18 protein-coding genes and 2 pseudogenes are annotated in these 17,969 nt (G+C 68.9%); 9 read left to right on the plus strand and 11 right to left on the minus strand.

The features are described from left to right. The 3 genes from FXN61_RS34865 to FXN61_RS34875 all read left to right on the plus strand — a co-directional run. On the plus strand, positions 1-263 hold a 263-nt coding region (locus tag FXN61_RS34865; RefSeq protein ID WP_223165726.1), incomplete at its 5' end, for a hypothetical protein. Positions 264-350: 87 nt separating this feature from the next. After that, positions 351-1,871 (plus strand): peroxidase family protein, encoded by a 1,521-nt coding sequence (locus FXN61_RS34870; protein WP_167978206.1) that lies wholly within the window; start codon positions 351-353, stop codon positions 1,869-1,871. Between the two features lie 9 nt (positions 1,872-1,880). Next, entirely contained in the window at positions 1,881-2,606 is a 726-nt protein-coding gene (locus tag FXN61_RS34875; protein ID WP_167978207.1) for a nucleotidyltransferase domain-containing protein, read from the plus strand. Here the strand turns inward: FXN61_RS34875 and FXN61_RS34880 are convergent. Beyond that, positions 2,542-2,931, minus strand: a complete 390-nt coding sequence (locus FXN61_RS34880) for a DUF4267 domain-containing protein (protein ID WP_167978208.1) — start codon at positions 2,929-2,931, stop codon at positions 2,542-2,544. The genes FXN61_RS34875 and FXN61_RS34880 overlap by 65 nt on opposite strands. Positions 2,932-3,022: 91 nt before the next feature. Between FXN61_RS34880 and FXN61_RS34885 the strand changes: the two genes are divergently transcribed. Further along, positions 3,023-3,610 carry a TetR/AcrR family transcriptional regulator gene (locus FXN61_RS34885; protein ID WP_167978209.1) on the plus strand — a complete coding sequence of 196 codons (588 nt, stop codon included), beginning with the start codon at positions 3,023-3,025 and terminating at the stop codon, positions 3,608-3,610. Here FXN61_RS34885 and FXN61_RS34890 read toward each other — a convergent pair. The 4 genes from FXN61_RS34890 to FXN61_RS34905 all read right to left on the minus strand — a co-directional run bounded on the left by FXN61_RS34890 (position 3,569) and on the right by FXN61_RS34905 (position 7,477). Beyond that, positions 3,569-4,729, minus strand: a complete 1,161-nt coding sequence (locus tag FXN61_RS34890; RefSeq protein WP_167978210.1) for a THUMP-like domain-containing protein — start codon at positions 4,727-4,729, stop codon at positions 3,569-3,571. The genes FXN61_RS34885 and FXN61_RS34890 overlap by 42 nt on opposite strands. A 1-nt stretch (position 4,730) precedes the next feature. Continuing rightward, positions 4,731-5,687 carry a class I SAM-dependent methyltransferase gene (locus FXN61_RS34895; RefSeq protein ID WP_167978211.1) on the minus strand — a complete coding sequence of 319 codons (957 nt, stop codon included), beginning with the start codon at positions 5,685-5,687 and terminating at the stop codon, positions 4,731-4,733. Continuing rightward, positions 5,677-6,456: an enoyl-CoA hydratase/isomerase family protein gene (locus tag FXN61_RS34900; RefSeq protein WP_167978212.1), complete on the minus strand. Its 780-nt coding sequence runs from the start codon at positions 6,454-6,456 to the stop codon at positions 5,677-5,679. The genes FXN61_RS34895 and FXN61_RS34900 overlap by 11 nt, the downstream gene beginning before the upstream one ends. A gap of 193 nt (positions 6,457-6,649) precedes the next feature. After that, positions 6,650-7,477: an ABC transporter ATP-binding protein gene (locus tag FXN61_RS34905; protein WP_167978213.1), complete on the minus strand. Its 828-nt coding sequence runs from the start codon at positions 7,475-7,477 to the stop codon at positions 6,650-6,652. 104 nt (positions 7,478-7,581) lie between these two features. On the opposite strand from FXN61_RS34905, the pseudogene glgX reads away from it, so the two are divergent. Further along, positions 7,582-9,695, plus strand: a pseudogene (glgX, locus tag FXN61_RS34910) (glycogen debranching protein GlgX). Here the strand turns inward: glgX and FXN61_RS34915 are convergent. Further along, the gene (locus FXN61_RS34915; protein WP_167978214.1) at positions 9,672-10,505 is read right to left on the minus strand and encodes a PIG-L deacetylase family protein; all 834 of its coding nucleotides are present in this window, start codon (positions 10,503-10,505) and stop codon (positions 9,672-9,674) included. The pseudogene glgX and the gene FXN61_RS34915 overlap by 24 nt on opposite strands. A gap of 288 nt (positions 10,506-10,793) precedes the next feature. On the opposite strand from FXN61_RS34915, the gene FXN61_RS34920 reads away from it, so the two are divergent. The 3 genes from FXN61_RS34920 to FXN61_RS34930 are packed head-to-tail and all read left to right on the plus strand — an operon-like array spanning position 10,794 to position 12,944. Further along, positions 10,794-11,390 carry a cysteine dioxygenase gene (locus tag FXN61_RS34920; protein ID WP_167978220.1) on the plus strand — a complete coding sequence of 199 codons (597 nt, stop codon included), beginning with the start codon at positions 10,794-10,796 and terminating at the stop codon, positions 11,388-11,390. Beyond that, positions 11,387-11,776, plus strand: coding sequence for a rhodanese-like domain-containing protein (locus FXN61_RS34925; protein WP_167978215.1), 390 nt, complete (start codon positions 11,387-11,389; stop codon positions 11,774-11,776). Before FXN61_RS34920 ends, FXN61_RS34925 begins: the two co-directional genes overlap by 4 nt. Positions 11,777-11,822: 46 nt before the next feature. Further along, a complete protein-coding gene (locus FXN61_RS34930; RefSeq protein WP_167978216.1) occupies positions 11,823-12,944 on the plus strand; it encodes a hypothetical protein in 1,122 nt (373 codons plus the stop codon). A gap of 498 nt (positions 12,945-13,442) precedes the next feature. On the opposite strand, the gene FXN61_RS34935 is transcribed toward FXN61_RS34930, so the two are convergent. The 3 genes from FXN61_RS34935 to FXN61_RS53225 all read right to left on the minus strand — a co-directional run bounded on the left by FXN61_RS34935 (position 13,443) and on the right by FXN61_RS53225 (position 17,315). Then, positions 13,443-13,985 carry a hypothetical protein gene (locus FXN61_RS34935; RefSeq protein WP_167978217.1) on the minus strand — a complete coding sequence of 181 codons (543 nt, stop codon included), beginning with the start codon at positions 13,983-13,985 and terminating at the stop codon, positions 13,443-13,445. Positions 13,986-14,287: 302 nt separating this feature from the next. Continuing rightward, entirely contained in the window at positions 14,288-16,879 is a 2,592-nt protein-coding gene (gene glgP, locus FXN61_RS34940) for an alpha-glucan family phosphorylase (protein WP_167978218.1), read from the minus strand. Between the two features lie 115 nt (positions 16,880-16,994). Then, positions 16,995-17,315: a hypothetical protein gene (locus tag FXN61_RS53225; protein ID WP_246292388.1), complete on the minus strand. Its 321-nt coding sequence runs from the start codon at positions 17,313-17,315 to the stop codon at positions 16,995-16,997. On the opposite strand from FXN61_RS53225, the gene FXN61_RS53230 reads away from it, so the two are divergent. Further along, the gene (locus FXN61_RS53230) at positions 17,292-17,672 is read left to right on the plus strand and encodes a hypothetical protein (RefSeq protein WP_246292389.1); all 381 of its coding nucleotides are present in this window, start codon (positions 17,292-17,294) and stop codon (positions 17,670-17,672) included. The genes FXN61_RS53225 and FXN61_RS53230 overlap by 24 nt on opposite strands. On the opposite strand, the pseudogene FXN61_RS56600 reads toward FXN61_RS53230, so the two are convergent. Further along, positions 17,606-17,848, minus strand: a pseudogene (locus FXN61_RS56600) (protein kinase domain-containing protein); the annotation flags it as partial. The gene FXN61_RS53230 and the pseudogene FXN61_RS56600 overlap by 67 nt on opposite strands. A gap of 1 nt (position 17,849) precedes the next feature. Continuing rightward, the gene (locus tag FXN61_RS56605) at positions 17,850-17,942 is read right to left on the minus strand and encodes a protein kinase domain-containing protein (protein ID WP_376770785.1); all 93 of its coding nucleotides are present in this window, start codon (positions 17,940-17,942) and stop codon (positions 17,850-17,852) included. Positions 17,943-17,969 lie beyond the last annotated feature (27 nt).

A 17,969-nucleotide genomic window follows, 5' to 3' on the forward strand; every position in this document is an offset into this window, starting at 1 on the left:
CCGGCCACCTGGCCGCCGAGCGGGTCACCAGCTCGGCAGCCGCGGCCGGAGTGCCTTGTTCCACAATGGAACTCGTGGGCCTCGGGCTGGACCGCGGGCTGCCGCTGGGCACGACCGGGATGCGGGCGCGGTGCGATCTGGACACCGCCGCACGGGCGGGACAGGCGTTCACCGCGGCGATCTGGCTGGTGCAGATCGCGGTGTGGGGGCTGGCGACGCTGGCGTTGGCCGGGTACACGAACCTGGTGCGCAAGCCCGGCTGAGGTGGACGGTGGCGTAAGAGATTCGCGTCCCCTGCATGGTTCTTCGTCCGTGCGGCGGCGAGTGATCTTGCAGAACACTGCGCTGACATGGGCAATCTCACCAGACGTGGATTTCTGGGAGGCGTCGCGGGCGCCGGTGCGGTAACGCTGGCGTCCTCCCCTGCCGCCGCGCGAGTGGCTGCGGATTTCGAAGCCGCAGCCACGTCGCCCCGGTTCTTCGGACGGATGTTCAGCGGGCTGCCCCCGTTCGCCGAGAACACGCCACGCGTGCAGGACGCGTTGCGTGCGATGGGCGCACAGGGCGGACCGCTCGACGCCAAGGATCCGTTGCACGAAGGGCCGATCCGACTGATCACCAACCCGGAGCTGAGTCCGGGCAACGTCGACAACCCCTTCCACACCGCGGGAACGACGTTCCTCGGGCAGTTCATCGACCACGACTTCACGTTCGACCTGCACTCCCGGCTCGCCGTGCCTGCCGAGCCCGAACAGAGTCCGAACACACGCAACCCCACGCTGTCATTGGATTCTGTGTACGGCGGCGGACCTACCCTGTCACCGCAGCTGTACGACTCGAACGACCGCGCCAAGTTCCGGGTGGAGAACGGCGGGTTGTTCGAGGACCTGCCGCGCAGAAGCGACGGGGTCGCGATCATCGGCGATCCGCGCAACGACGAGAACCTGATGATCGCGGGCCTGCACGCGGCGTTCCTGTTGTTGCACAACCGGGTCGTGGACCGGCTCCGGGCACAGGGCACGTCGGCGGACCGGGTGTTCGCGGACGCGCAGCGCACCGTCGTGTGGCACTACCAGTGGATCATCGTGCACGAGTTCCTGCCGCAGATCATCGGCTTCGGAATCACGCAGGACATCCTGGCGCACGGCCGGCGCCACTACCGGCCGGCGCAGGGCCAGCACTTCATGCCGGTCGAGTTCCAGGGCGCCTGCTACCGGTTCGGGCACAGCATGGTGCGGCCGTCGTACCGGGCCAACCTCGCTGGCGACAACGGCCAGCCGTTCTTCGGCTTCATCTTCGACCCGGCCGGCGAAGGACAGGCCGATCCGGTGGATCTGCGCGGCGGGCGGCGGGCGCGCCGGAGGTTCATCGGGTGGCAGACGTTCTTCGACTTCGGGGACGGCCAGGTGCGGCCGAACAAGCGGATCGACACGAACATCTCGACGCCGCTGTTCAAGCTCCCGCTCGGGGCGATCGCGGACGGTCAGCCGCCGATCTCGTTGCCCCAGCGCAACCTGCTGAGGCACCTCACGTGGTCGCTGCCGTCCGGGCAGGAGATCGCGAAAGCCATGGGCATCCCGGTGCTGGACAACATCCCGGAGCTCAGAGAGTTCGGCTTCGACCGCTCCACGCCGCTCTGGTACTACACGCTGCGCGAGGCCGAGACGCTCGGTGACGGGATCTCGCTCGCGGGCGCGAGTGCCCGGCTGGTCGGCGAGGTGTTCATCGGGCTGCTTCAGCTCGATCCCGAGTCGTACCTGAGGCAGCAGCCGAACTGGAAGCCGACGCTGCCGTCCCGCAACGCCGGTCAGTTCACGATGGTGGACCTGCTCAGGTTCGCCCGCGTCGATCCCTCGAGCCGCGGCCAATAAAGTTGGGTGGTGTTCACAGTTTCAGAACGTGACCAGCTGCGCCGCGACCTCGTCAACGCCGCCGACACCGACCCGCGCGTGGTCGGGGCGGCGTTGACCGGTTCGGTGGCCGTCGGCAGGGAAGACCGTTGGTCCGACATCGACTTCGCGCTGTCGATCGACCGCGAACTGGACGCGGTGGTCACCGACTGGACCGCGCTGATGTACGCGTGCGGCGCGGTCAGCCACCTCGACGTGCGGCGCGGGGCGGTCCTCTTCCGGGTCTTCCTGATGCGCTCGACGCTGCAGGTGGACATCGCGTTCTGGCCGTCGACCGAGTTCGGCGCGACCGGGCCCACGTTCCGGCTGCTCTTCGGCGAGGCCAACTCGTTGCCCCAGTCGGGCCAGCCCGACCGCGCCGAGCTCATCGGCCTCGCTTGGCTCCACGGCCTGCACGCGCGGTCGGCCATCGCGCGGGGCCGTGTGTGGCAGGCGCTCCACATGATCAACGGGATGCGCGACCACGTGATGTCGTTGCACTGTTTGAACGAGGGCGTGAACGCCGTGCAGGGACGAGGGCTGGACGACCTGCGTGATGCCGACGCGTTCGCCGGGACGCTCGTGCTGTCCACGCATCCCGATGAGCTGCGGCGGGCGTTTCACGTCCTGACCGGGCTGTTGCTGGGCGAGATCAACGACTCGGCGCTGGCTGAGGCTGTACGGGCGCTGTGTCCCGCAGCAACAGCCCAGCGGTGAACAGCACCAGCACTGCCGCGGAACCGTGCACCGCTAGCGCATAGCCCACCGTTCCGCCGTGCGTGATCACCGCGAGGCAGTCGCCGATCGGGATGATCGAGTCAGCCAGGACCACCCAGCCCAGGGCTCGCCGGTGCCCCATGACCAGCAGGATCAGCGCGGTCAAGGCGTACGCGAGGTCACGGACGCCCTTCACGACGTAGTAGCCGTCCGGGTCCACGATGCCGAAACCCGCTGCCGCACCGTCGCCGTTGAGCAGATAGCTCAGGCCGAAGTAGAACCCCGCCAGCACGACGAGCCAGGCCATGATCGTGGTCAACCGCATTGCAACCTCCGTAAGAATCTAGCACTGCTAGCGACAGGAGCGACGCTAACATTAGAAGCGCTCGAATGTCTAGCAGTGTAGATTCATCGGCGTGACCATCCAGAACCGACGCGAACGCGAGCGCGCGGAACGCCACCAGCTGATCATCGACGCCGCCCGCGAGCTGGCAGAGGAAGAAGGCTGGGACGCGGTCACCACGCGCAGGCTCGCCGACAAGGTCGAGTACAGCCAGCCGGTGCTCTACAGCCACTTCAAGGGCAAGGACGCGATCGTGCGCGCGGTCGCGGTGCAGGGGTGCGGCGAGCTGGCCAGGAAGTTGCGCAAAGCCCGTGCCACACAACACAAATCACGGCTGCGGACCGCCGCGGAGGCGTACCTCGAGTTCGCACGGGAAAGGCCCGCGCTCTACGACGCGATGTTCGTGCGGGAGGTCGACATCCCTTGGGGCACAGGAGAAGCGCCGCAGGAGCTGCGCGACGCGTTCGGCGAGCTCGTCGCCGCGGTCGAACCCGTTGCGGGTGAACGTGATCTGGAGACGCTCACCGAGGTCTTCTGGAGCTCGCTGCACGGCATCGCCACCCTCACCCACGGCAAGCGGCTGCGGCCGGATCACCACGAGGCCCGGCTCGGCCTGGTGCTAGGTGCGCTCAGCCTGGCAAAGCAGGAAGACCGGCCTTGACCCGACGCGAGTGAGCACGACCGTGGCTTCCGAAGGGCCGGAGAGCTTCAGGCGCTTGCGCAAAGTGTTCGGGTCGACGTCCAGGCCGCGCACCAGAATCTCCAGCCTGCCGATCCCGCGCGTCTTCAGCAGGGCCTTGAGCGCCTTCTCGGTGTAGTGGCCGTGTTCGAGCACGCGGAACGCCCGGATGCCCGCGGGTGGCGTGTCGCCGCTCAGGTACGCGATGCGTTCGTCGAGCTGCCAGAGACCATGCCGGGCCGCGTAGTGGCGCACCAGGCCCGCGCGCACGACAGCGCCGTCCGGGTCGATGATCCACGAGCCCGGTGCGCCGACCAGGCAGTCGTCGGGCTCCAGGTCGGTGACGGTCCACGAGGAGTCCCCGTGAATGACCGTCGCACGGCGCGAAACCCCTGGGGTGGCAAGGCCTCGCGTCCACAGGCAGGCTTCGCGGACCGAGCCGTCCAGCGACACGACCTCGATCTCGTCGGCCCACGGCGCGACCGCGAAGTCGATGCCGGGAGCGCACTTCACCGCGAGATCGACGCCCGCGTAGACCTCGGACAGCTCGTCGAGCGGCGGCACGAAGTCCGCGGGGTGCCATTTGCGGCGGCCTGACGAGTCGCGGCGAGCAGGGTCCGCGGTGACGGCGGAAGCCCGCGAAACAGGCCGCAGCGCATCAGCCTGAACGACGAGCTGACCAGGAACGTTGTTGCGCGCCATGGCCAGCCGGACCGGATCGAGGTCCGAACCGATGCACCGGGAGGCAACCGCGCTCAGGGCGAAGAGATCCGCGCCGATCGAGCAGGTGACGTCGTGAACGTCGCGGCCGGAGAACCGCAGGGCGCGATGGCGAGCGACAGCCGAGGCGGTTGCCTGCTGGAGAGCGTCATCGGTGAAGAGCCACGACGCAGGAGAGTCCAGTTTGGACACCGCACGGCGACGCAACAGCACGGTTTCCACGACAGGAGCGAACCGCGAGCCGAGCAGCTTGCGGGCCACGCCGACGTCGTGCAGGCGAGAAGCGTCCGAGAAAGGCAACGCGTCCACCTCGGCGAGCGCGGCGATTCCGGCGGCAGAGCGCAGGAACGTCACGTCGTCCGAGGTGAACGCGTACCCCAACTCAGGAAGACTTCTTGCCGGTGATCGACACGTTGTAGAACACCTCGCGCGGCAGGACCTTCGCGAAGACGTTCTGGTCGACCCACGAGAGCTGCTGCCACGTGCGGTAGGCGAACATCGCCCAGCCGAAGCCCAGCTTCTCGCGCGGTACGGCGGACTCGAACGTGCGCACCGGCCAGCCGAACAACGCGGCGGAAAGCTCGTCGGTCACCGCGCGAACGGAAACAGCACCCGCGCGCCTGGCCGTGGCCTCCAGCTGGTCCGGGTCGAACGTGTGCAGGTCGACGACGGCCTCGAGAGCGGCGGCGCGGGAGGACTCGTCGAGCTCCTCCTGCGGACGGCGCCACTCCCCGAGCGCCGGCACGGCCTTGGTGATGTTGGTGGTGAGCCACCACGTCGCCTGGCCGAGCTTGCGGGCGTAGAAGTTGCCGATGTTCGTCGGGTCGCCCGCGAACACGAACTTGCCGCCCGGCTTGAGAACGCGCAGCACCTCGCGCATCGCCGCCTCCACGTCCGGGATGTGGTGCAGCACCGCGTGGCCGACGACGAGGTCGAAGGTGTTGTCGTCGTACGGGATCCGCTCGGCGTCGGCGACGCGGCCGTCGACGTCCAGGCCGAGGTGCTCGGCGTTGCGCAGCGCGACCTCGACCATGCCGGGCGAGAGGTCGGTGACCGAGCCCTTCTTGATCACGTCGCCCTGCATGAGGTTCAGCAGGAAGAAGCCCGTGCCGCAGCCCAGTTCCAGAGCGTGCTCGTACGGGCCGGCATCACCCGCGACGGCCTTGAAGCGGTCGACGGCGTAGGTGATGCAGCGGTCGTCGTAGGAGATCGACCACTTCTCGTCGTACGTGCCCGCTTCCCAGTCGTGGTAGAGCACGTTGGCGAGCTTGGCGTCCTTGTACGCCGCCTCGACCTCTTCCGCGGTCGCGTGCGGGTTGGGGGCCGGATCAGTTGCCACTGAACTTCGCCTTTCCTGGGCCGTTCGCGATGAACGACTCGACACCGGCCTTCTTGTCCTCCGTCGCGAACAGCGCCGCGAAGAGGTGGCTCTCGAGCTTCAGGCCCGACTCCAGGTCGGTGTCGAGGCCGCCGTCGACGGCCGCCTTGGTCGCGGCGAGCGCGAGCACCGGTCCGTTGACGAACTGCTTGGCCCACCGCACCGCGGCCGCGTAGACGTCGTCAGGGGCGACGACCTCGTCGACCATGCCGATCTCCAGCGCCTCCTGGGCGCGGACGAACCGGCCGGTGTAGAGCAGGTCCTTGGTCTTCGACGGGCCGATCAGCCTGGTGAGGCGCTGCGTGCCGCCACCACCGGGGATCAGGCCGAGCAGGATCTCGGGCTGGCCGACCTTCGCGTTGTCGCCGGCGATGCGGCGATCGCAGCCGAGCGCGACCTCGAAACCGCCGCCCAGCGCGTACCCCGTGATCGCGGCAACGGTCGGCTTCGGGATCGTGCTGATGGCGCCGAGCGCGTCGGACAGGCTCTTGGCCCGCAGCGTCATCTCCGCGTGGGAGATCTGCGCGAACTCCTTGACGTCCGCACCGGCCGCGAAGACCTTCTCGCCGCCGTAGACGATGACCGCGTAGACGTCCGAACGCTCCGACGCCTCCTTGGCTGCGGCCTGGAGCTCGGTCTGCACCTGCCGGTTCAGGGCGTTCATCGGTGGCCGATCCAGCCGGATCGTGCCGATCCCGTCCTCGACTTCCAGCCTGACGAACTCAGCCACTCAATCCTCCTCGATGAGGTACCGGACAGACCGTACGTTACCCGTCAGTAGTCGCGAGTTCGCGTCGGTCGTCCGGTCAACCGCCGGTGCCGAATTCGGCGAAGCCCAATTCGGTGCCGGCGATTCGGCCGGGCGGCCGACTTCCCGGCGAACTCGCCGCCGTCTGCGGAGCAGCGGCAGTCCAGCACAGTTCTCAGACCTTTCGGCGGGCGAAGAACCGCTCCCCCGACTTTTGCAGTTCGAGGTCCTGACCGAACGTCTTTGAGAGGTTTTCCTCAGTGAGGACGTCGTCGAGCAGGCCTTGAGCGACGACCGAGCCCTCACGCAGGAGCAGCGCATGGGTGAAACCGGGCGGAATCTCCTCGACGTGGTGCGTGACCAGCACCATCGCGGGCGCGTCCGGGTCCATGGCGAGCTCGGACAGCTTCGCGACGAGGTCCTCGCGGCCGCCCAGGTCGAGGCCCGCGGCGGGCTCGTCGAGCAGCAGCATCTCGGGGTCGGTCATCAACGCGCGGGCGATCAGCGTGCGCTTGCGTTCACCCTCGCTGAGGGTGCCGTACAGGCGATCGGCGAGGTGAGCGATGCCGAGCGTGCCGAGCAGCTCACGGGCGCGGTCGGTGTCCTGCTTGCCGTACGCCTCGCGCCAGCGGCCGAGCACGGCGTAGCCCGCGGACACGACCAGGTCGACGACCTTCTCGTCGCCGGGGACCCGCCCGTTCAGCGCCGCTGAACACAGGCCGATGCGGGGCTTGAGCTCCTGGACGTCGGTCTTGCCCAGGCGTTCACCCAGGAGGTGGACCTTGCCCTTGGTCGGGTGCAGCTCGGCGCTGGCGAGCCGTAGCAGGGTCGTCTTGCCGGCTCCGTTCGGGCCGAGGACCACCCAGCGCTCATCCAGTTCCACGCTCCAGTCGATGTTGCCGACCAGCACGTTCTTCCCCCGACGGACCGACACGCCCGCCATGTGCACGACCAGATCTGTCACGTCGACGTCCGCCACGCCTCCATTGTTCCGAACGGCCATGCACGGGTCCTCCATCGGGGTGTCCCACGCGTCGGGTGGACCCGCTGCGCCGCCTGTGTGAACTCTCAAGTTTTTTGTCGGTGCCGGATGCCAAGATCGGAGGTATGGCTACGCGACCCGAGTCCGAGGTGCTGGCAGGCCGACCGTTCCCACTGGGGGCACACGCCGAAGCAGGCGGTGTCCGGTTCGCGGTGACGTCACACGTCGCTGATGCGGTCGAGGTCTGTCTCATCGGCGACGACGGGACCGAGAAGCGGGTCGAGCTGACCGAACGAACGTTCGGCGTGTGGCACGGGCTCGTGCCGGGGGTCACGCCGGGGCAGCGGTACGGGTTCCGCGTGCACGGGCCGTACAACGCGGGGCGCGGGCTGCGGTGCAACCCGGCGAAGCTGCTGGTCGACCCGTACGCGCGGCAGATCACGGGGAAGATCACGGACCTCGAGGCCGCGCTCGGGTACGTGGGCGATCCGATGCACGGGCCGCCGTCCGCGGTCGACTCGCTCGGGAGCGTGCCCCTCAGCGTCGTCAGCTCGCCGGGCGGCGCGGACACGGGGGTGAAGCCCGAGGTGCCGTTCGAGGAAGCCGTGATCTACGAGATGCACGTCAAGGGCTTCACGAAGAACCACCCGGACATCCCGGAGAAGCTGCGCGGCACGTACCTCGGGCTGGCGCATCCTGCGGCGATCGAGCACCTCACGCGGCTCGGCGTCACCACCGTGGAACTCCTCCCCGTGCAGGCGTTCCAGGACGAGCCGTCGCTGCTGAGCAGGAACGCGAGCAACTACTGGGGTTACTCGCCGCTCGGGTACTGCGCGCCGCACGCGGCGTACGCGAGTGAGCCGGCCGGGAGGTCCAGGAGTTCCGGACGATGGTCGCGGCACTCCACGCGGCGAACATCGAGGTGCTGATCGACGTCGTCTACAACCACACGTGCGAGGGCGGGCCGGACGGGCCGACGCTCTGCTTCCGCGGGTTCGACGCGCCCGGCTACTACCTGCACGCGGGTGGCGGCAGCACCGTCGACATCACCGGGTGCGGCAACACGCTGGACGCCGGATCGCCGCAGGTCGTGCGGCTGGTCACCGACTCGCTGCGGTACTGGGCCGACGAGATGGGCGTCGACGGGTTCCGGTTCGACCTCGCGTCGACGATGGGGCGGCCGAACGGCGGGTTCTTCGACCGCGACTCGGCGCTCCTGACGGCCATCACCACGGACCCGGTGCTGTGCAGGTCCAAGCTGATCGCGGAGCCGTGGGACGCGACCGGCGACGGGTACCGCGTCGGCGACTTCGGGGTGCAGTGGGCCGAGTGGAACGGGCGCTACCGCGACACGGTCCGCGACTTCTGGCGCGGGCACACGTCCGTGCGGGATCTCGCGTACCGGCTCTCCGGCTCGTCGGACCTGTACGCGGACGATCTGCGCCGGCCGTGGCAGTCGATCAACTTCATCACCGCGCACGACGGGTTCACGCTGCGCGATCTCGTGTCGTACAACGACAAGCACAACGAGGAGAACGGCGAGAACAACCGCGACGGCACGAACGACAACCGGTCGTGGAACTGCGGGGCCGAGGGCGAGACGACCGATCCCGGCATCATCGAGCTTCGCGCGAAGCAGGCGAGGAACCTGCTCGCGACGCTCGTGTTGTCGACGGGCACCCCGATGATGGTCGCGGGCGACGAGATGTGGCGCACCCAGGGCGGCAACAACAACGCGTACTGCCTCGACAACAAGGTGTCGTGGGTCGACTGGACGACCACGGACGCAGGCGAGGCCCTGCTCGGGTTCACCCAGCGACTCATCGACCTGCGTGCGAGCTCCCCGGCTCTGCGGCAGCCGGAGTTCTTCGAGGGCCGCACGACGCCCAGCGGCAACCCGGACCTGGTGTGGTTCCGGCCGGACGGGCAGGAGATGGCCGAGACCGACTGGTTCGACGAGGGCCGCCGCACGCTCGGCATGTTCATCGACGGCTCGAACTGCCTGTCGCGCACGCGGGACGGCGAGCTCGTGTCGGACGACTCGTGGCTGTTGCTGATGCACGCCGGTGCGGACGCGATCACGGTGACGCTGCCGCACGAGCGGTACGGGCCCTCGTACGAGCCGTACCTGGACACGACGACGACGGACGGCTCCCCCGCGGATCCTGCCGCCATCCTGCCCAGGTCGAAAGTGACGGTGGAAGGGCGTTCGCTGCTACTGCTCCGTGTACCGCGCTGAACCGGGCAGATCGATGTACTCGTGCGGATCAGCAGCCGCTGGGTCGATCATGAGCGGTCCGACGCTGTGGTACCCGAGCGCGTACCTGCCGCGACTCGGGTCCCAGCGGCCGTACTCGGCCAACGCCTGCCGCCTGCGCGCGAACTGCTTGTCGGACAACGGAAGCACGTAATCCGCCGTGCGCTGGTCCTGCGGGTACGTGTAGCCGTAGACCCAGTAGAAGCGGAAATCGAGGCCCGGAAGCCCTTCCGCCGCCTCACGGCACGCCTTGTGCGTCAGGTTCGGTTCGTCCGGCGGATGGCCGTGGATCACGTCGCGGTAGCCGTTGACCAGCTTGTGCGAGGCACCGGGGTATCTCGCCTCGAACTCGAGGATCGTGTCCCTCACCTCCCGCACGAACCCGGCGTAGTCGCCCCACGCCGAGTCCGGCCGGTCCCTGATGACCACGCGGTCGACGCCGAGGCGCTGAGCGGCGGCCTTGAACTCCGCGGTGCGTCCCCGGACGATGTCGTCCTGCACGAGGCCGAAGCTGTGCGAACCACCGCCGGGGCAGTTCTGCCCGAGTGGACAGTCCGCGACGCCGTTCATGATGTCGAGCAAGCCGCCGTTCTCACCCCTGGAGAGCAACACCAGGATCATCCGGCGACCGGCTTCCTTGTGCTCGCGGATCGACCCGGCCATGGCGAGCGACTCGTCGTCCTGGTGCGGCGAGTAGAAGATCGCAGGCGGGACCGACGACGCCTGAGCCGTGCCGGGCGCGAGGGCCGCGGCGGCACCGAGTGCGAGCGCCTTGCGGCGACTGAGCTCCATGACTGACGTTCGTACGGCCTGTGCGCCGGTCTCCGCAATCTTTGGTCAAGACCACAGACCATGGTGTGGACGCTCTAGCCACTCTCCGAGAACGTCTGGCACCATCACCGGCGTGCTGGTCTATTGCTGGACTGACCGCACGATCGACCTCGTGCTCGTGGCGTCGTGCGGGTGTAGCTCGACGCGACGCATGCGCTGAGCCGCTGCGTCGCGTCTTGGTTGCTACCCCGTACCGACGTGGCCATCAGGAGCGAGCCGGTGACTTCGACGTTTGCCGAAAACATTTCCGTGCAAGATCAATCTGCGCAAGATCCTGGGCAAGATCAGTTCGACCTGCACCCGGCGCTGGACTGCCGGCTGCTGCGTGACGTGATCCACCCGTCCCGATCTCTGTGGACGCCGCGCGAACTGCGCGATCTGACCTCGTTCGTGGCCGGCGAGCTGACGACGGGCCTGCTCTCGATCCTCGGCCACTCGGCCGAACGCCGCTGGTGGGCGCGGCTGGGACTGACCGAGGGCGTGGAGCTGTGGCTGCTGTCGTGGCTGCCTGGCCAGGGCACGGAGCCGCACGACCACGGTGGCTCCGCCGGCTCGTTCACCGTGCTGACCGGCAGTCTCCGGGAGGACTACCGCTACCCCGCCGGGCCGATCCGGTCCGCGGTCCGCACGACCGGCGACGCGCTGGGTTTCGGCGCGGGACGGGCGCACCAGGTGACGAACCCGTTCGAGGCACCGGCCGCGACCGTGCACGCCTACTCGCCACCGCTCGTGCCGACCCGCGAGTACGCGTCGCTGCTCGACATCCCCGATTCCATCCCGCCGCTGCCCGCGCAGCGCCTTCCGCTGTCCGAACTGCGTCAGCTGGCCGACCAGGAGGGCCCGTGAGCAACGTCGACACCATCCTCGAAGAGGCGCGGTCCCACCTGAAACGGCTGGAGCCACACGAGCTGCACCGCCTGAAGGACGCGCTGGTCGTGGACATCCGGCCGCACCACAACCGGCTGGCCGAGGGCGAGATCGAGAACTCCGTGGTGGTCGAGCGGATCGTGCTGGAGTGGCGGCTCGACCCGGCAGGCGACTGGCGGCTGCCGGGTTTCACCGCGGACACGACGGTCGTCGTGGTGTGCAACGAGGGCTGGGCGTCGTCACTCGCCGCTCGTGACCTGCAGCGGATCGGGCTGGCGAACGCCACGGACCTCGTCGGCGGATACCGCGGCTGGCGCGCGGCGGGCCTGCCCGTCAGGGAGGGCGGCTCGCAGGCCGTGGTGTGACCATTCGCCGGTGGAACCGCTGCCACGCCGGTAGCGTCTGTCGATCGTGACAGTTGTGCGCTGGGTCGTGACGGCCCTGGTCGTGATCGGCACGATCGCCTGGACCCTCACGGACTGGTATGCCGGCCTCGCCGGGGCGCTAGTCGGCCTGCTGCTGGAACTGACCGCGGCGCAGGCGGGCCTTGCGCTCGGCGCCGTCCTCTTCGGACTCCGCATCACGCACGTGATCATCGGCATCGGCGGCGAGCTCAAGTCGTGGACCAGGACGCACCGGCGGATCGTGCTGCGCACCATCCCGGTGCTCGCCACCATCGGCATCACCGGGCTGAAGCCGGGCGTGCGCAGGCGGACCGTCCTGACCGGGGCGTTCTCGATCGTCTTCTGCGCGGCGGTCGCGGCGGCGACCTGGCTCGCCACCGGTGCGGCGTTCGGCAAGGGCATGGCGGCGGCCGCCACGGCGTGCTTCCTGCTGCAGCTCGTGCCGATCGAGCGGCCGGGCCACACCAGCCTGGGCTGGTTCGTGTTCACCCTGCCGAAGCTGACCGGCCGGCCGCTCGGCGAGCTGGAGGCGCGGCCGCGGGTCCTCGCCGGCATGGACGCCTACCACCGCGGTGACATCGACGAGGCCGAGCGGATCCACGAGGAGCTGGCGAGGGATCACCCCGACCTGCTCACCGTGGTCGGGCTCAAGGTCGTGACCGCGTGCGCCCGCGAGCGGTACCTCGAAGCGCTGCAGACGGTGATCGGGTTGAACGGACGGCAGGACCTCGGCACGCGCGAGCTGGCGTTCGTCATGGCCACCACGGCCGGGGTCGCCGTGCAGGCGGTGGAGGCAGGGCAGTTCCCCGCGGAGACCGGGCTGAAGACGGCCCGCAGCATGCTCAACAACGCCTACGAGGCGGGATATCCGAAGCACCGGGCGAACGGGACGCTGGCGGTCATGGCGCTGCTCGAGGGCGACACCGCGAAGGCCAGGCAGCTCGCCGGCTACTCCGCCGAGTCGAGCGAGAACGCGATGGGCCGCGCCGACGACCTGATCACCATCGCGCGGGCGTGGATGGCCGACGGCAACAACGCGAAAGCCCGCGAGCTCGCGGCCGAAGCGCACGAGCTCGCGGGCTGGAGTCCACGGGTGGCGGCGACCCGCGCCCGTCTGGAGATCAGCTGATCCGGGGAAGGCCTGCCGGGCGGTCTGCCCCACCACCGGCCGGAAGATCAGCTGACCGAACGGTTCGACTCAGCCGGGGAAACCGGGAGAATTGCTGCCGTTCCCGCCCGAGTTTCCCGCGCCGACGTTGTTGCCGCCGCCACCGTTGCTGTTGCCGTTACCTCAGTTGTGTTGATTCCGACGTTGTTGCCATTGCCTCCGATGTTGCCTGGCCCGGTGACCGTGATGGCCCCACGAGCTGCGTGTCCAGCACGTCCGTGCTCTGCGTGGGTGCAGTACACGAACAGGCCGTGCCTGCAGGTTAACCACACATTCGGGCCGAAAACGAATCGGTCGCACCATGGTGTGCATTCTCAAAAAAGGCTTGAACCACGGCAAACGGGTGACCGCGCAGCTCGCCACGCTTATTCGGCATTACACGGAATACTACGCAACGCGCACAAGGAAAGGGCCCGTCACCGAGACCGGTGACGGGCCCTTTCCCACCCCGCGTTCGGATCAGCCCTTCTCGACCGGCAGCGGCACGGGCAGCGCAGGCAGACCACCAGGAGGTGCCGGTAGACCGCACTTCTGCAGCAGGTCGGTGACGGTCTTGAGCAACGTCGTCAGGATCCCGGTGAGTTTGCCGACGTCAGGCAGACCGCCGCTCGCGGCGCCGAGGATCGTGCCGCCGAGACCGGCGATGGACGAGATCAGGTTCAGCACGACCGGCAGACACTGGTCGACCGGGCCGCTGTACTCGACCGCCTTCGCGGGCAGCGGCACACCCGGCACGCTCACGGGCGGTGTCGGCAGACAGCCGGAGCCCTGCAACGCCGTCACGAGGTTCAGCAGGTCGCCGATCAACGGTGTCACGGCGGCCACGTTCGGAATGGGCAACAGGCTGCTGACGACTTTCGTGAGCTTCCCGGCGAGGTCCGTCACGAGACCGGCGCAGGCGGCTGGGAGTTCTGGCGCGGCAGGCGTCGCACTGGCAGCCGGGATGGTTGAAGCGGTGAACAGAGCTGCGACGAGCGAGAGTGCGGTAATCGTTTTCTTCACGGCTACCTTCTTCCTCAATGCGCAATTTCGCTGGAGCCGCGCCGAAATACCGGTCAGGAATTCAGGTGCGGTTCATTCCATGCGACAGAGCGTAAGCCTGCACACCGACCCCTACCAGCGGAGATCGCGAATTCACCCACCCGAAAAAGGACTCATTCGATTGAGGGAGGGGCCCTGAATCGAACACGCGCCTGAAGCAGGTCACGAGCAGTGAACAGGAAACAAAGAAGACGAACACATCAGGGCATCCAGCCCGCCGTTTGAAGGCGAACTGGATGCCCTGTGTTGATCTCGGTAGCAGGTCAGCTGGCGAGAACGACCCTGCCGAGTTCGGCGGGAGACGCCAACAGGCCGTGACGCGGCAGCACGCGCACGGTGTAGCCGAGCGCACCTGCGTGCGGCAGCGGCACCTCTGCCTCGTAGTTGCCGTTGCCCGCGTAGTTCATCGGGGCGGTCACGATGTCCTTGAGCTCGTCGGAGTCGTGGGACACCTTGCCGAGCACGACCTGAACGTCCACTTCGGACGGCTCCAGCCCCGCCAGCTCGACCCGCGCCCGCACGATGACCGGCGCGCCCAGCACCGGCACCGTCGAGCCGCCGAGCACGAGGTCGCTGTCGAGCACCCGCACCCGCGTCCACGACGCGCGCAGCCGGTGCCGGTACGCGGACAGCTCCTTCGCGCCCCGGTAGCCCTCGCCGACCACGTTGCTCGCGGACGCGGCGGCCGGCGCGTAGTAGGTCTCCACGTACTCGCGAACCATGCGGGAGGCCTGCACGACCGGGCCGAGCGAGGCCAGCGTGTGCCGGACCATCGACATCCAGCGGGTCGGCACGCCGTCCTCGCCGCGGTCGTAGAACAGCGGCGCGACCTGCGAACCGAGCAGGTCGTACAGCGCGTTGGCCTCGAGGTCGTCACGGCGGACCGGGTCGCTGACGCCGTCCGCGGTCGGGATGGCCCAGCCGTTCGAGCCGTCGTACAGCTCGTCCCACCAGCCGTCACGGATGGACAGGTTGAGGCCGCCGTTCAAAGCGGCCTTCATGCCGGACGTGCCGCACGCCTCCAGCGGGCGCATCGGGTTGTTGAGCCACACGTCGCAGCCCCAGTACAGGTACCGGGCCATGGACATGTCGTAGTCCGGCAGGAACACGATCCGGTGCCGCACGCCCGCGTCGTCGGCGTAACGCACGATCTGCTGGATCAGCGCCTTGCCGCCGTCGTCGGCCGGGTGCGACTTGCCGGCGACCACGAGCTGCACGGGCCGTTCGGGGTGCAGGAGGAGAGACCGCAGCCGCTCCGGGTCGCGCAGCATCAGCGTGAGGCGCTTGTACGTCGGCACGCGCCGGGCGAACCCGACGGTCAGCACGTTCTGGTCGAACACCGAGTCGGTCCAGCCCAGCTCCAGCGCCGACGCGCCGCGCTGCAGCCACGACTCGCGCAGCCGGCGCCGCACCTCGTCGACCAGCCGGCCGCGCAGGGTGCTGCGCAGCTCCCACAGACCGGCGTCGGTGACCGGCTCGAACGCGCCGAGGCCGAGGCCGCTGCTGTTGTGGCTGTCCGCTTCGGACGCACCGAGCAGCCTGCTCATCTCGGTCGCCGCCCAGGTCGGCCCGTGCACGCCGTTGGTGACCGAGCCGATCGGCACCTCGGTGGCGTCGAAGCCCGGCCACAGGCCGCGGAACATGTCCCTGCTGACCTCACCGTGCAGTTTGGACACGCCGTTCGCGCGCTGGGCGAGCCGCAGACCCATGTGGGCCATGTTGAACATGCCGGGGTTGTCCTCGGCGCCCAGCGCGAGGATGCGCTGGGTGTTCACGCTGGGCACGAGGTTCTCGGCGCCGAAGTAGTGCTGCACCAGGTCGACCGGGAACCTGTCGATACCGGCGGGCACGGGCGTGTGCGTGGTGAACACGGCACCGGCGCGCGCGGCCGTGAGCGCCTGGTCGAAGTCGAGGCCGTCGTTGGTGATGTACTCGCGGATCCGCTCCAGGCCGAGGAAGCCGGCGTGACCCTCGTTCGTGTGGAACACCTCGGGCTGCGGATGCCCGGTGAGCTCGCAGAACGTCCGGACGGCCCGCACGCCGCCGATGCCGGCGAGGATCTCCTGGCGGATGCGGTGGTTCTGGTCGCCGCCGTAGAGCCTGTCGGTGACGCCGCGCAGGTCCTCGTCGTTCTGCTCCACGTCCGAGTCGAGCAGCAGCAGCGGCACACGGCCGACCCGCGCCCGCCAGATCTTCGCGCGCAGCATCCGGTCACCGGGCATGGCGACGTGCACGAGCAACGGCAGCCCGGACGGCTCGGTCAGCAGCTCCAGCGGCAGCCCGCGCGGGTCGAGCGACGGGTAGTGCTCCTGCTGCCAGCCGTCGAGCGACAGCGACTGCCGGAAGTACCCGGACCGGTAGAGCAGGCCGACTGCGATCAGCGGAACGCCCAGGTCGGAGGCCGCCTTGAGGTGGTCGCCGGCGAGGATGCCGAGACCGCCCGAGTAGTTCGGCAGCGCCTCGTGCACGCCGAACTCCATCGAGAAGTACGCGACGCTCGTGGGCAGCGGCGTGTCGTTCGTGGCGCCGTGCTCGCGGCGCTGGGCGATCTCGTCCTGGCGCCGCTGGTACCAGCGCGGCCCCTCGACGTAGCGCTCCAGGTCGGAGGAGAGGGCGTGGAGTTTGAGCAGGAACTGCTCATCTCTCGCGAGTGACTCCAGCTTCCCGGCGTCGACGACGGAGAGCAGGCGCAACGGGTCGCCACCCACCTCTGACCAGACGCGTGAGTCGATCGAGGCGAAGAGGTCCTGCGTGGGCGGGTGCCACGTCCAGCGCAGGTTGGTGGCGAGCGTGCTCAGCGCGGACAGGGGCTCCGGCAGGCTGGCTCGGACGGTGAACCGGCGAAGTGCTCGCATGACGAGGCAACTTACCTGCCACCCCTGCGGGCCTGACAACGTTCCCGGTCACACCTGCAACGACTTGCAGAACCGGTCAAGACGGAGACAGGCGTTGACCAGCCCGAACGGAACGTCAGTCACCCACCTCGCGTGCGTGGGCGATCAGCAGTTTTCCGTCCTTGACCTGGAGGTCCAGGCGGTGGCGCCGGATCGTCACGTCCTTCTCCGCCGCACCCCGCTTGCGCAGCGTCAGGTCCACCTCGGCGGCATACCTGTCCGAGTCGAGGACGGAGCTGCTGATCACGGGCTCGCCGTAGATCCACACCCCCTCGTACGCACCCCAGTACTGATCGTCGTCCTTCTCGGGCGGCCGGAACTCGGGAACCCAGTCCTTCCGTGCGCCCGCGGTGTCCTTCGGCAGCTTGGCGAAGTGCTGCTTGATGAACTCGTCCACCTGCCCGGTGGTGAAGGTCGTGGGCACCTGGGACGAGGAGGCCGGCGGCGTCGACGTGCCGCCGGCGACCCGGAGGCCTGGTCACGGTCGAACACGTACGTCGCCAGCACGGTCACGGCTGTCACCACGACCACCACGGCGGCCGCCACCGCGGCGATCCAGCGCCGCTTCCTGGTGGACACGCCCGGTGGCCGCGGCACCTCGACCGTCGCGTGCGGCGTGCCGGACACCAGCTCCTCCGCGGTCTGCGCGGCGGTGGGGCGGGCGGAGGGGTCCATCGCCAGCAGCGCGGTGAGCAGGGGCGTCAGCGGACCGGACCGCTCAGGAGGTGCGATGTCGCCGGTCGAGATCTTGTAGAGCAGGCCGAACTCGTTGGCGGAACGCCCGAACGGCGGCTGCCCCTCGGTCATCGCGTAGAGGGTCGCCCCGAACGAGAACATGTCCGCCGCCGCGTTGGGCTCCGCGCCGCGGGCCAGTTCGGGCGCGAGGTAGGCCAGCGTTCCCGCGAGCGTCCCCGACTTGGTCACCGCCACGTCACCGGCCGGCGCGGGAGATCCCGAAGTCCGTGATCTTGACGGTGCCGTCGTCGCCGAGCAGCACGTTGCCGGGCTTGACGTCGCGGTGCACGATCCCCGCCGCGTGCGCCGCGGCCAG

The sequence above is a fragment of the Lentzea indica genome (assembly GCF_012184385.1).
Classification (GTDB): Bacteria; Actinomycetota; Actinomycetes; order Mycobacteriales; family Pseudonocardiaceae; genus Lentzea; species Lentzea indica.

Excerpts from the sequence above, each read along its gene's own strand:
- FXN61_RS34905 (WP_167978213.1), bottom strand. The coding sequence starts at position 7,477 with ATGGCCGTTCGGAACAATGGAGGCGTGGCGGACGTCGACGTGACAGAT.
- glgP (WP_167978218.1), bottom strand. The coding sequence starts at position 16,879 with ATGCGAGCACTTCGCCGGTTCACCGTCCGAGCCAGCCTGCCGGAGCCC.
- FXN61_RS34870 (WP_167978206.1), top strand. The coding sequence starts at position 351 with ATGGGCAATCTCACCAGACGTGGATTTCTGGGAGGCGTCGCGGGCGCC.
- FXN61_RS34880 (WP_167978208.1), bottom strand. The coding sequence starts at position 2,931 with ATGCGGTTGACCACGATCATGGCCTGGCTCGTCGTGCTGGCGGGGTTC.
- FXN61_RS34915 (WP_167978214.1), bottom strand. The coding sequence starts at position 10,505 with ATGGAGCTCAGTCGCCGCAAGGCGCTCGCACTCGGTGCCGCCGCGGCC.